We start from the raw sequence: 12,842 nt of genomic DNA, 5'->3' as shown, positions 1-12,842 counted from the left end.
AAAACGTCCGAATGTTCCTATGTTTATTATCTAGTTGTTTGGCACTCGGTGCGGCACAGCCGCACCGTCGCTTGTGACAGTTGCGTAAGTCCTGACCAACCAGGGTAAATGGTTGTGAACTGGACAGTTCCATTCGCATTGCTTACTTGATAGCCGCGCAAGAACTTTTGGCCGACGGTACTAAAACTTCGGTCTGTCACATCCGAATAGATACCCAGTGCGTCACAGTGCCAAACATCTATGATCGCATCTGCAAGTGGTGTACAGCCAGTAGTGCCAATTTGAGAAACTTGCAGTGTCAGATGGAGTGGCACACCGTCTTTTACCGAACCATCCGCCGGATTGGAACGGATATCGGAGCGGTTGAGCTTCTCATCCACAAAATAAGGGCCTTCGGTCTGTTCTGAACTGACGACACAGGCAGGCAACGTAGCAGAATTACTCGCAGATGAACTTGGGACGGCTAAACTAGACTTTCTTGGTATGCATCCAACCACAAGTATTGTCGTTCCGGCTGCCCTAAATAGAGCAAGTACATCTCTTCGACTGAAAATCAGATTTAATTGGCGATTTATGTTGTTCATGATCGCAGTCCACCTTGCTTTTTAATTAATTGCGATCGCAGTAGTTTGGTAAGGCGAAATACAAGGGCGCTTCAATTAACGATTATTGTGTTCTACCCGATTTTTACCTTCGCTCTGATTATGAGGTTGGGGACGTTGGGGAGAACGCTTTTTCTGATGTGGACGGGGTTTAGAATGTCTGATTTGTGGTTTTTCATCAGATATTTGCCGTTTGTTGGGCTGTTGTGAAATCTCGGCGTTCCGATGAGATGGATTAGCGGCATTTGCCTGATTGGGTGCAACAAAACCAAATGTACCAATCAAAAAAGGAATCGCTGCTACGGCTAAGACTCGACGAATATTCATAAAAATCAACCTTCAAAAGCTAAGGTGTTCATATTTCTAATTGAGCCACCTCAAAATTACAGCTTGCTTATTTTCTAAATTACAGTTTTGTAATTTGAATAAAAATAATGAATTTAGAATAGAAGAATATATGAATTAATAAAAACTTGTGAACGTTCTGTTTGTTGAAGACGAAGCGAAAATTGCTAACTTTGTCCGGGCTGGACTCAAGGAGCAGGGATTTGTTGTAGACTACTGCGATAACGGTGATGACGGATATCTGCGGGCGTTAGACAACGAATATGATGCGATTATACTCGACATTATGATGCCGGGAAAAGATGGACTATCGATTCTAAAATTATTACGGCGGCAAGGTCGGAATGCTCCGGTGATTTTGTTGACGGCTCGGAATGAACTAGAAGATCGCTTGCAAGGGCTAAATTTGGGAGCGGATGACTATATCGCTAAACCGTTTTTTGTAGAAGAGTTAGCGGCTAGAATTCATGCGGTTGTGCGCCGGAGTGTGAGCGATCGCCAAAATCTGCTTTGTGTTGGGTCGATCAAACTTGATCGGATCACCAGGGAAGTCACTTGCAATCGCCAAGCGATAGAACTCACCAGCCGCGAGTTTAATCTTCTGGAATATCTCATGCGTTCTCCCGGACGGGTTTTCACTCGTACCCAAATCCTGGAACACGTTTGGGGCTACGAATTTAATCCCAACACCAACGTTGTGGATGTTTGTATCCAGCGAATTCGTAAAAAGCTTGACCCTCTTGATGAAGCAGTCTGGATTGAAAGCATTCGAGGAGTTGGATATCGATTTCGCAAGCCAGATTCTTGATCATGAAACTCTCTTCGTTTCGACTCCGCATTGCTCTGTTGTCTGCGGCTCTAGCTGGCAGCACATTAGTCGGATTTGGCGCGGTTTCTTGGTTTCAGATTTACAATGCTAAGATTAGCCGCCTGGATGCAGAACTATTAAATCATTTGATGCGGGCAACTCCGAACTTCCCTCCACCAGAGGAATCTCCCAGAAGAGAAAACTCAGGCGTAGGCGTAGCCCGTCGTAGACATCGCTCGCGATGGCAGTTTTACGAAGATTCCTTATCTTATGCTTTCGGAACCAATACAAAAACTCCCGTCGCCCTGGTGGTGCTGGACGCAAACAATAACATCCTTTATCAATCAAACTCCCTACTTGCCGAACTTGAGGTGAATCGTCTGTTGCTTAAGCGTCTTGAGTTGACACCTCTACCACCGCCCCCGAAGAGAGAACCACCACCTTTACCCTCTAATACAAATTCATCGATTCAGCGCCCACCGCTAATTCGTCCACGCCCGCCTCAATTTATTACAGAGCAGACAGCAACAGCAGTCTGGCGGATTGGGGTAGCTAAATTTCCCAATGCTCAGATTGCCATTGCTGTTAGCTTGCAAGCCGTAGATCAAGAAATGGCTACCATTCGCAATATCTTTCTGGTTTCGATTCCGGGAGCACTGCTGCTGGTTGCGCTGGGAGCATGGTTGGTTTCTGGTGGTGCTTTGCGTCCTATCCGGCAATTAACGGGCGTAATTCAACAGGTAACTGTCAAAGGGCTAGATCAGCGGATTCCCATTGGGACAACTGATGTTGAATTTATCGAACTGATTGAGGTGTTTAACCTGATGCTGTCACGCTTGGAACGTAGTTTTACCCAAGCTTCCCGCTTTAGTGGTGACGCGGCTCATGAACTGAAAACCCCACTAACTATTTTACAAGGCGAACTAGAACGAACACTCCAACAGGTCGATCCCGGTAGTGAAGTACAACAGCGCTTAAGCAACTTGTTAGATGAGGTGCGCCGCCTGAGTGGAATTATGCGGAAACTCTTGTTACTATCTCTGGCAGATGCCGGAAAAATGAGCTTGCATCTGGTTGAAGTGGATATATCTGAGTTGCTGATAGAGATGCTAGAAGATGTGGAAATGCTAGCTCCCCAGTTGACAGTGCAAACTGACTTTATTGATGGGTTGCGGGTAAAAGGCGATCGCGATCTTTTAATTCAAGTTTTGCAAAACCTGTTTAGTAATGCAATCAAATATAATCTCACCAACGGTTGGATACAAATTCGCACTCATCAAACTTCAACAACTCTTCACGTTACTATTGTCAATGCATCAAAAGATATTCCACTGGGCGAACGCGATCGCATTTTTGACCGATTTTATCGCGGCGATCCCTCACGTAACCGCAAGGTCGAAGGAATCGGACTAGGACTGAGCCTAGCCCGAGAAATTGCCAGGGCACATCGTGGCGACCTTACTCTTGACTTAACACCTTCTGGTCAAACAGCGTTCACCCTTACCTTACCGATGAAGTAACACCAATTAAAAAAAGAATGCAACACATAGACATAGATAATACCTCTCCCCAACCCTTCCCAAAGCATTGGGGAGGGTGCGCGTCAGCGTGGGTTAGGTTATCTGTTGTAGACATTTTTTGAATTGGTATTTAGATAATTGAGCGATCGTTTGATACTGATATAGCAGGAGGCAGGAGGCAGGAGGCAGGAGGTAGAACTATTATTCCTAGCATTCACGCTTGTCATTATGTCCTAACCTATGTGACTACGGCTATATTATTAGGACTTACGCACACTCTACGATTCTTGGCGTTCTTGGAAGTCTTGGCGGTTCGATAAATTAAGCTTTTTGGCGATTTTTGCGTAAGTCCTAATTATTTTAGTGGACGCAGAAGTGTAATTTTGCCCATGCCCGTCTCTTGACTAAGTTGCGCCACGTAGAGATTTCCATTCGTGGGATTCTCAATCAAATCCAATGGACTTGGGTTGAAACCAGTGAAGCCAGTAATACCCGTTTGGGAATTTACAATATCCAAGTTTGCGCCACCTGGTGTTAGTACAATGATGTCTTTCCCTGAACTGAAGCGTGTCACTAGCAGTTTGCCTTGCAGCTGACCACCTAAAACATGACTACGATATTCAATGATGCCATTAGGTGAAATATGCTCTCCGAAATCGAAGGCAATACCCTTCCAATTTCGGTCAGGTAGAGTACCAATGGGATATTCCTTTATCTGAACTGGATCTGTACCCGCTGTAGGATTTCCTCCATTCAACACCCACTCACAACGCTTCGGATTGGGATGACCGTAATAACCATTTTTAACAACGCGAAACAGAAAGTCTCGCTCTGTGCCTAGACTGTTAAGAGCAGGCACAGATGGACTAGTATATGCCCCATTAGTAGCTTTATCAATACGGTTTTGACAGGCAAGAGGTAGAGGGATAGGTGTATTTGGCGTATTGCCACCAGCTGCTGAACCATTCGTTGGCACATACAACTGACCATTGCTATGCCAAACTAGATCGTAGCCATTACGTATACCGCTAGCAAAGATAGTTACAGGCGCTCCCGGATTAAAGGGGTTATAAGTACCTCCATCCTCCGTCTTAACGCTTAAAGGAGGTGAGGTGATTTTGGACAGGTCAACTCGTAATACAGCAGCAGTTAACAACTGCTCAGGACGATTACTCCAGACAGTGTTTGGTGCGCCCGTACTACTATTACTACCCTGCAACACATACAGCACGTTTGGCTCATTAGGCTTAAACGCAATGCTATTGGTTAGATGATCCCGACTGGAGCGTGGTAAATCAACCACATAGTCTTTTACTGTTTCTAGATTGCTACCGCTTAAACGAGTAATTTTACCACTCCACTCTGGTGCATCAACAGTTGCATTCCAGTAATAGTTATTTGTTACCCAGAGAATTAGGTGGTTAGCATTTGTTGATGAAGGATCAAAGTGCATACCAATGATCGTTCGATTACCACCATTTGCAGTCTGCAATGAGGTAATCGTTTGTGGCGTACCGAGAGTGCCATCAGCATTGATTGGGAAACGCAAAATCTCACCTAGTAAGGTGGCAGCATAGAGTTTATTGTCAGGCCCAATCAATACTGTGGTGTAAGGTTTGACAGGTACATTCGCTAGTGAGACTTGCTCGAAAGTAATATTGCTTACTGGTTTTACAAAAGTGCCTGTTGTGAAACTGATGCTATAGGGTAAGAATGCAATACCAGTGCTATCTTTAACCCCGTCGGTGATTTGTAATAAATATTTGGTATTGTTCTTAAGACGATTTATCGGAGACACTACAATCACATCTCCGCCACCGGAAGTGTTGTAATTAGCATTGACTTGTGTATTAGTGCTGCAATCAATCAACTTGATAGTTGAGGCAGAAATGGTATTAACCGCAATCCCACTGTTAGGGAGATTTAGGTCTGCTGTAATCGAGATATCTGGCGACACGTTTGTCTGACCATCATTGGGATTGGTCGTTCTCACTGAAGGACGATTACCTGGTGCGATCGCAATATAGTTAAGCTTGGTATTCTTACCACCTTTAGCATCAATTGTGAGCTTGCCATCGGCAACATGAACAATCCGGGTAATTGCGGCAAACTTTTTGGTTGCTGTTGGTACAAAGCCAGAAATAGCAGCCATCCCTTCTATATTAATCTGGTGTTTACTATTTACAGTATTACTAGCATCACCGACGCTAACAGTCACATTGTAGGAACCATTAGATAGGGCATATTCCCAAGCAGCAGGTATTTTGACTGCTGTTCCCAAAACGTTAGCAGGATATTGCAGATGAATCAGTCTATTTAGTCGTTGATCGATGCCACTTTGGTGGCGATCGCGTGTATTGAGTTCGATATCAAGGGGAGTGGGTGTAGTATTGCCTAAGCTATCTTCACGCACCCAACCAAAGCCTCTAGTATCATTGTAGGCTTGACCGATATCTTTAATATACCCAGATGGTACAGGAGCGTTATTTGGTTGAAAAGCAATCCCTTGAACAATTGCTAATACTAGTATTTTGGGTTTGATCTTGTAAATCATAACTATGTCTTGCTGTTGTGTTCGTAGTTGGTACGTGAGTAATCCATTAACATTGGCCAAGTATCTGCAATGATTATTCTTGGCAATCCTTCACTAGCTATAAACGAACGTAATGACCGCAAGTCTTAGGGAACACATTTCTCCAAACTGTATAAAAAGTATTTAGTAAATACTTTTTATACATCATTCCTGAACTTCTTTTTAAGAGAATTATAAAGGAACTTTCTAATTCCTCAACTTGCCACAGTATGATTACGTAAAAAGCAATAAATCTTCAAAATTATCACTGGAAACTTTTAATTGCTGCTGACAGAGTTCATTTTTTCTATGCTGTTATATGCAATTAATCTCAGGTTCGTTTGAATACAGCAGATTTCAACTTTCTGAGGTACAAAAACACCCCACTTACATTATCGCGCACCTTCCCCAAAGCATCGGGGAGGGTTGGTGAGAGGTGTACCTCATATAATTGCAAAATACTGTATTTATAATATCTGTACTTTGGGGAGCCAACGCAGTTTTCTCCCTTAGCAATAGTGTAGTGTTAGCGAGCCTGCGAGCGTATGGGATTTCCCGACAACTAAGCAGGTGGGGTTTACAGAACAAAACCCAACATTTTATTTTTGTTTATGTTAGGTTTCACTATTGTTAAACCCAACCTACATTGATAGATTTTATTAATAAGTAATCACCCTAACATGATATAACTTTGGCAACAAATCATGAAAAAGTTTTTCAATATGTATGCTTTAACTTTAGTAATAAGATGATATTTTGATTTACTCATCTATCTGAGGGCAGATTATATATAGGTTAACTCAATTATCAAACAAATCAGGTTTATTTATGAGTGCACTACTGGGTAGTAGATTATTAGTTTACGATTACATAATATTAATCGGGTCTACATCAATAGTTAAACTTACAGACGAAGGACAAAGCGATCGCACTTCTTCCCAATCTGGTAATTGTGGTAAGGCATCAGGGGCAAATTTAATTAATATCTGCCAGCGATAACGATTAGCTACTCGTAAAATACTCGCTGGTGCTGGGCCTAATATCTCGAATTCTTCTGTACTCAAGGCTATAGCAATAACTTGCGCCGTATTTTGGACTTGAATGGGGTCAAGACTACTTAAGCGCAACAAAATTAACCGCCCATAAGGAGGATAATTGAGTGCTTGGCGTTGTTCTAATTCCGCTTGAGAGAAAGACTGATAATCGTGTGATCGCACTGCTGTAATTACCTGATGCTCTGTAGTATAAGTCTGCACAATCACTCTACCCGGATCTTCACCTCTACCGGCACGTCCAGCGACTTGCGTCAAGGTTTGAAATGCTCGTTCGCTGGCGCGATAATCTGATAAATTTAGCAATCCATCGGCGGCGACAACCCCCACAAGTGTCACCTGTGGTAAATCCAAACCTTTGGTGAGCATTTGCGTACCGACTAATAAATCTGCTTCGCCGTTGGCAAACTGTGTGAGTAGGGTACGATGTGAACCTTTGTTGCGGGTGGTATCGCTATCAAAACGAATATATTTTAAGTCCCGGAATTGTCGTGCTAGTTCTTGCGTGACTCGTTGAGTACCGCTACCGAAAAATTTCAGGTAAGGGGAACTACAATCAGGGCAAAATTTGGGGTGTGATCGCGCATAGTTACAGTAATGACAGCGCAATAATTCCGGCGCTTTTTCTTCGGTGTGGTGATACGCCAGCGACACATCACAGTGCGGACATTCCAACACATATCCACAACTGCGGCAAGAAACAAAAGTACTGTGTCCCCGACGATGGATAAATAAAATTCCTTGTTGTTTTCTTTCTTGCAACTCTTGCAAAGCTGCTTGCAGCGATCTACTAAATATAGAACGATTTCCCTGTTGCAACTCTTGCCGCATATCGACGATTTCCACTGGCGGTAAAGGGCGGGAGTTGATGCGTTCAGGCAAACTTAAGTAATAACTCCTGCCTCCTGCCCCCTGCCCCCTGCCTCCTGCCTCCTGCCTCCCCACGCTTACCCAAGTTTCCAACGAAGGCGTAGCAGAACCCAATACTAAGGGGCAATTTTCTAATTCGGCTCGCCATTGGGCAACGGTGCGGGCGTGGTAGGTGGGTATAGGGGAATCTTGTTTAAAGCTGCTATCGTGTTCTTCATCTAAAATAATTAAACCCAAGTTGGGTAAAGGGGCGAAAACGGCGCTGCGAGTACCAATGACAACTTGAGGTTCTCCCGTGAGCATTTGTCGCCAAGTATCGTAACGTTCACCATCTGAGAGGGCACTGTGATAAACGCTGACTTTATTACCAAAACGGGCGCGAAAACGATCAGTTAGCTGGGGTGTAAGTCCAATTTCTGGGACTAAGACAAGGGCGGATTTACCTTGATTGAGGAGAGGTGTGATCGCTTGCAAATATACTTCAGTTTTTCCTGAACCTGTTACCCCATGCAATAAAATTTGAGCAAATTCATCTAATGTCTGGATTGTCTCTAAAGCGCTAGCTTGATCAGTAGTTAAAGATTTAGCGCCATCACCTACTAATGCTGGCCCTTGTTCAGTTCGCAATACTTCTCGTTCTTCAACAACGATGTAACCTTTTTGTGCCAACGTCTTGAGAATAGAGGAACTAGCATTGCAAATTTGCAGTAATTCATTTTGCCACAACTCTCCACCATGCCGCCGCAGCACTTCTAAAATCTCTCGTTGGCGAGTAGTTAAGTCATCATCGATTGTACCTGTGAGCGTGACTGCTTTTTGCAACTTTGGTCGAGTCAGTCGCGGCGGTTCTAAGTAGCTTTCTACTAAACCAAATCGCAATAACTCCCGAATTCCCCGATAAGCAGATTTGACTTTTTGTTGAAGGTAAACAAAACTGTAATCTCTCGCCGCCTGTCCTTGCAAAAGTTCCCAAACTTGTCGCGCAGTCGGAGTCAGAAAAGCTAAAGGATCGGCAGATGCCAGTAAATAACTATTCCCCCCTGCCCCCCTACCTTCAACCAGACGGATACGACGCTGCGATCGCCCCAGTAACCCTGGTGGCAGAGCAACCCGGATTACTTGAATTAGGGGCGTATAGTAATATGCAGCAACTCGGTTGAGTAATTCCCAATAAGCACTTGGGAAAAATCCAACGCTGACTATATCTTCTACTTCCCGGATTTTTTCTGGTGGTAAATCGATATTTGGTTGTGCCAGTAATCGAATAGCGATCGCTCCTAATTGTTGCGCCCCAAATGGCACGCTCAAAATATCCCCTGGTTTTATTTCTAACTGGGCTGGCAATCGATAAGTAAATAGTCCTGTACTTCCTGGACAATCTACCAATACTTCAACCCACCGATTAAGAGTTTTACCTGACTGATATGATTCACTCGGTTCACTCACTACTAAAGGAGATAAATTGATGTCATTAATATACATACTTGCTGACGTTATAATTAAATATTTTCTTCACATAGCTGGTCAAAATCAACATAGCTAACTAAACTTTAGTTTTTTGCTTTCTTAAATTTAAATGGTATTTATCAATACTGTTCTTCTTCATAATACTTGATAATTTTCCTCTTATGTAATCTACTAGACAAATTCGTATTAACTATATATGCAATAAATATTTGGTGCCCACTATACAAATAAAAGCATGTCGGCTATTGCTGCAACAGTTGCTCTATCTACTAAATATGGAGTAGCCTTTTTCCGCCTATCGATAGATATTCAACTCTTTCTGTATATGAGATGCTTTTATACAAAGTAAGAATATCCCAAAATTAAGCTGCCTCTCTTATAACTTGTATCATGTAGGTAACTTGAAATCAAATCGGGAACGCGTAAATTTATTAGTAGGTCTTCCTTTTATACAGCGAACTCCAGCGCCTAAAACATTATAAATATTTAGAAAAATATATGAAAGTTTAATAAGTTTGGATGAGTAGCTGGAATTTTTATATTTGTTAAAGTTGAGAAAGCTGGAGGGGGTTTGACATATTTGATAATTCAGAAAAAAATGAAGAATATATCTGTTGGGAATCTAAGAAAAAGCTTTATTGGGTGCTAAGGTCAGTTTCATTATAGGTTGTATATAACTGTAACCTATAGGTACTTAGGTAGATGCCGATTTTTATTTCTGTAGACAAATTAGCATCAGCCTATATTTCGCAATTCTTTACGGGTGCATCGTCCATTAGGGAAAACTACCAAGCCTCAAACGAGTAGGTGTAAATAAATTATGTACCAAACAAAGCAACAATCCCTAAAGGAAAATATGAATATTGTTGAATTGGGAAAAATGGGAATATTGGAGAATACTGCTGATATCGAAGAACCATTACTCGATAGTTTAAATGCAATGGCAGAAGAAGAATCTCCAATTATAGTAGAAAATCTGGAATCAGACGAACGCGATGGAGATGACATGGCGGCGGCTCGTCCTTCGGGCTACAACAAAACCGAACATGATGATGCTGTCGGCGCATTTTTTAAGGAAATGGCGCGTTATCCACTCTTAAAAGCTGATGAAGAAGTAGAGTTAGCGCGGCGAGTCAGGTTTCTAGAGGAAGTCAGAGAAATACAAGCGGCTTTAGAGTTAAAACTGAAATATGAACCCAGCAAACTAGAAGTGGCTTCCGAGCTAGAATTGACAGAAAAGCAACTAGAAAATCGCTTGTATCAAGGGAGAGTCGCGAAACGCAAAATGATTCGCTCGAACTTGAGATTGGTAGTATCTATTGCTAAACGATATTTAAATCGGGGAGTGCCTTTTCTGGATTTAATTCAAGAAGGAGCAATGGGTTTAAATCGCGCTACAGAAAAATTCGATCCCGATAAAGGATATAAGTTTTCTACTTACGCCTATTGGTGGATTAGACAAGCAATTACCAGAGCTATAGCTAATGATGCGCGGACAATTCGACTACCAATTCATATTGTCGAAAAGCTTAACAAGCTAAAAAAAGCCCAACGGGAACTCAAACAAAAACTTTCTCGTAATCCAACTGAAGGTGAAATGGCAGAATATTTGGAGATTAGTGTGCAACAACTACGTCAGCTACAACAGCTACGGCGACAAGCACTTTCTCTCAACCACCGCGTCGGTAAAGAAGAAGACACGGAATTGATGGATTTGCTAGAAGATGAAGATAACTTGTCTCCAGAAGCAAAAATGAATGAAAACATGATGCGTCAGGAGATTTGGGAAGTCTTGGGTGACGTATTAACTCCACGAGAGAAAGATGTGATTTCTCTGCGTTATGGTTTGACAAGTAGCGAACCGTGCACCTTAGAAGAGGTTGGCAATATGTTTAATCTTTCTCGCGAGCGAGTACGTCAAATTCAAAGCAAAGCCATGCGGAAATTGCGCCGTCCTCACATAGCCAAACGCTTAAAAGGTTGGTTGATTTAATTACATTGCTCAAGATAGAGATGCAATCCCTAACTTAATTAGCTTTGCAATTCGCAAAAATCGGGCGTTTTGTAGCTTTTTTCGGTTCTTGTTTAGTCAATACTCAAAATAAATTGCCCAGTTGCCTATAGACTATGGACTATAAACTATGGACTATAGACTAATGACTTCGGGTAGCAATTTGATTGTGCGTTTTGCTGAACCAGCCGATTGCAGCGTACTGTTTAAATTAATTGAGGGACTTGCAGAATATGAAAAATTATCTCACGCGATCGCTGGTAATGCTCTAGCACTTCAGGAGCATTTATTTGGTTCTCGCAGGTATGTAGAGGCAATATTAGCAGAATCTGCGGGTCAAGCTGTCGGTTATGCGCTATTTTTTCATAATTATTCAACATTTCTAACTAAGCCAGGAATTTATCTGGAAGATTTATTTGTTTTACCAAAATATCGCAGGCAAGGTATTGGTAAAGCTCTGTTGACTAAAGTAGCTCAGATAGCTGTAGAACGTGATTGTGGACGATTAGAGTGGAGTGTCTTAGATTGGAATGAGTCAGCCCAAGCATTCCACCGTAGGATGGGAGCATCTATATTAGATGATTGGCGAATTTGTCGCGTCACAGAAGATGTGCTTACTCAATTAGGATCTGTTAAATAAAAAACAAAGGATGAATTATAAAGGATGAATCAGGACAATTTTCATCTTTAATATTTCATCCTTAAATTTTAATGATTTTCTTGATAACATATTCCAAATTATATAAGTTTGTATTTTTATCTCGGCATAAATGCAGATTATTGCAAATAAGCAAACTAGAGTATTTTGGAGAGTAGTACATTCTCGTTACATCTCGTTTTGTGCTAACAAACCTAAATATAAAATCGCCAAAATTCAAAATTAAAAAACTTTATTTAATAAAACAAAGTTTGACACCTTGTCATTTGACTATGACAGCGACTCAACTCACAATTATGAAGAATATTGCCTCGAATAAGCCGTTATTGCAGAGAGAACACGAAATGAAAAAAATGATTACAGTCATGCTGTTAGGCATAGCAATCTTCATCTTTGCCTTCAGTCTTCCAGCTTTGGCAGCAGATGCTGCTAGTGGAGCTAAGGTATTTAGTGCCAATTGTGCCTCTTGTCACATGGGAGGAAAGAATCTGGTTCAAGCTGACAAAAGCCTGAAAAAGGACGCTTTAGAAAAGTATGATATGTACTCAGCGGAGGCGATTATTTCCCAGGTTACAAACGGTAAAAATGCCATGCCTGCCTTCGGCAAACGTTTGAAGCCTGAACAAATTGAAGATGTAGCAACTTATGTGCTTTCACAAGCAAATAAGGAATGGAAGTAGATTAAAATCTAACTTCAAAAATTAACAATTAGCGGGACAAAAAGCCCCGCTAATTTTAGAGTTGCCGCAATTATCATTGTTAACATTGCTGTATAATTTACACCAAGCTTTTCGTATCGGGTGGCGATGCGGCGAAATTGTTTGAGTCAACTCACATCTTGTACCTAACCGGATAAACCCGTAAAAGATAAATAAAGAGCGCAAAATATAACAGTAAAACAAGAATATTGCTGAAATCTCAAAAGTAAATAATCAAA

9 protein-coding genes are annotated in these 12,842 nt (G+C 41.8%); 5 read left to right on the top strand and 4 right to left on the bottom strand.

All coding sequences use genetic code 11. The features are described 5' to 3' along the window. Nucleotides 1-26 precede the first annotated feature (26 nt). Nucleotides 27-584, bottom strand: coding sequence for a dioxygenase family protein (locus V7K56_RS15455; RefSeq protein WP_334911763.1), 558 nt, complete (start codon nucleotides 582-584; stop codon nucleotides 27-29). Between the two features lie 75 nt (nucleotides 585-659). After that, nucleotides 660-929: a hypothetical protein gene (locus V7K56_RS15450; protein ID WP_334911762.1), complete on the bottom strand. Its 270-nt coding sequence runs from the start codon at nucleotides 927-929 to the stop codon at nucleotides 660-662. 148 nt (nucleotides 930-1,077) lie between these two features. On the opposite strand from V7K56_RS15450, the gene V7K56_RS15445 reads away from it, so the two are divergent. Beyond that, nucleotides 1,078-1,755, top strand: coding sequence for a response regulator transcription factor (locus V7K56_RS15445; RefSeq protein WP_334911761.1), 678 nt, complete (start codon nucleotides 1,078-1,080; stop codon nucleotides 1,753-1,755). Nucleotides 1,756-1,757: 2 nt separating this feature from the next. Further along, nucleotides 1,758-3,275 carry an ATP-binding protein gene (locus V7K56_RS15440; protein WP_334911760.1) on the top strand — a complete coding sequence of 506 codons (1,518 nt, stop codon included), beginning with the start codon at nucleotides 1,758-1,760 and terminating at the stop codon, nucleotides 3,273-3,275. A 355-nt stretch (nucleotides 3,276-3,630) separates the two neighbouring features. On the opposite strand, the gene V7K56_RS15435 is transcribed toward V7K56_RS15440, so the two are convergent. After that, nucleotides 3,631-5,829: an Ig-like domain-containing protein gene (locus V7K56_RS15435; RefSeq protein ID WP_334911759.1), complete on the bottom strand. Its 2,199-nt coding sequence runs from the start codon at nucleotides 5,827-5,829 to the stop codon at nucleotides 3,631-3,633. Between the two features lie 884 nt (nucleotides 5,830-6,713). After that, nucleotides 6,714-9,251: a primosomal protein N' gene (gene priA, locus V7K56_RS15430; RefSeq protein WP_334911758.1), complete on the bottom strand. Its 2,538-nt coding sequence runs from the start codon at nucleotides 9,249-9,251 to the stop codon at nucleotides 6,714-6,716. Nucleotides 9,252-10,056: 805 nt separating this feature from the next. Between priA and V7K56_RS15425 the strand changes: the two genes are divergently transcribed. The 3 genes from V7K56_RS15425 to petJ all read left to right on the top strand — a co-directional run bounded on the left by V7K56_RS15425 (nucleotide 10,057) and on the right by petJ (nucleotide 12,585). Further along, on the top strand, nucleotides 10,057-11,229 hold the full coding sequence (locus V7K56_RS15425) for an RpoD/SigA family RNA polymerase sigma factor (RefSeq protein ID WP_334911757.1): 1,173 nt from the start codon (nucleotides 10,057-10,059) through the stop codon (nucleotides 11,227-11,229). 163 nt (nucleotides 11,230-11,392) lie between these two features. After that, nucleotides 11,393-11,887: a GNAT family N-acetyltransferase gene (locus V7K56_RS15420; RefSeq protein ID WP_334911765.1), complete on the top strand. Its 495-nt coding sequence runs from the start codon at nucleotides 11,393-11,395 to the stop codon at nucleotides 11,885-11,887. 362 nt (nucleotides 11,888-12,249) lie between these two features. Further along, nucleotides 12,250-12,585, top strand: a complete 336-nt coding sequence (gene petJ / locus V7K56_RS15415) for a cytochrome c6 PetJ (protein ID WP_334911764.1) — start codon at nucleotides 12,250-12,252, stop codon at nucleotides 12,583-12,585. The last annotated feature ends 257 nt before the right edge of the window (nucleotides 12,586-12,842 follow it).

Source organism: Nostoc sp. (assembly GCF_036917535.1).
In the GTDB taxonomy this organism is placed as follows: domain Bacteria; phylum Cyanobacteriota; class Cyanobacteriia; order Cyanobacteriales; family Nostocaceae; genus Nostoc.
This window is presented reverse-complemented; position numbering and strand designations above follow the sequence as displayed.

What these genes read in the sequence shown, in the direction of transcription:
- V7K56_RS15455 (WP_334911763.1), bottom strand. Translation starts at nt 584, where the DNA reads ATGAACAACATAAATCGCCAATTAAATCTGATTTTCAGTCGAAGAGAT.
- V7K56_RS15450 (WP_334911762.1), bottom strand. Translation starts at nt 929, where the DNA reads ATGAATATTCGTCGAGTCTTAGCCGTAGCAGCGATTCCTTTTTTGATT.
- V7K56_RS15440 (WP_334911760.1), top strand. Translation starts at nt 1,758, where the DNA reads ATGAAACTCTCTTCGTTTCGACTCCGCATTGCTCTGTTGTCTGCGGCT.
- V7K56_RS15435 (WP_334911759.1), bottom strand. Translation starts at nt 5,829, where the DNA reads ATGATTTACAAGATCAAACCCAAAATACTAGTATTAGCAATTGTTCAA.
- priA (WP_334911758.1), bottom strand. Translation starts at nt 9,251, where the DNA reads ATGTATATTAATGACATCAATTTATCTCCTTTAGTAGTGAGTGAACCG.
- V7K56_RS15425 (WP_334911757.1), top strand. Translation starts at nt 10,057, where the DNA reads ATGTACCAAACAAAGCAACAATCCCTAAAGGAAAATATGAATATTGTT.
- V7K56_RS15420 (WP_334911765.1), top strand. Translation starts at nt 11,393, where the DNA reads ATGACTTCGGGTAGCAATTTGATTGTGCGTTTTGCTGAACCAGCCGAT.
- petJ (WP_334911764.1), top strand. Translation starts at nt 12,250, where the DNA reads ATGAAAAAAATGATTACAGTCATGCTGTTAGGCATAGCAATCTTCATC.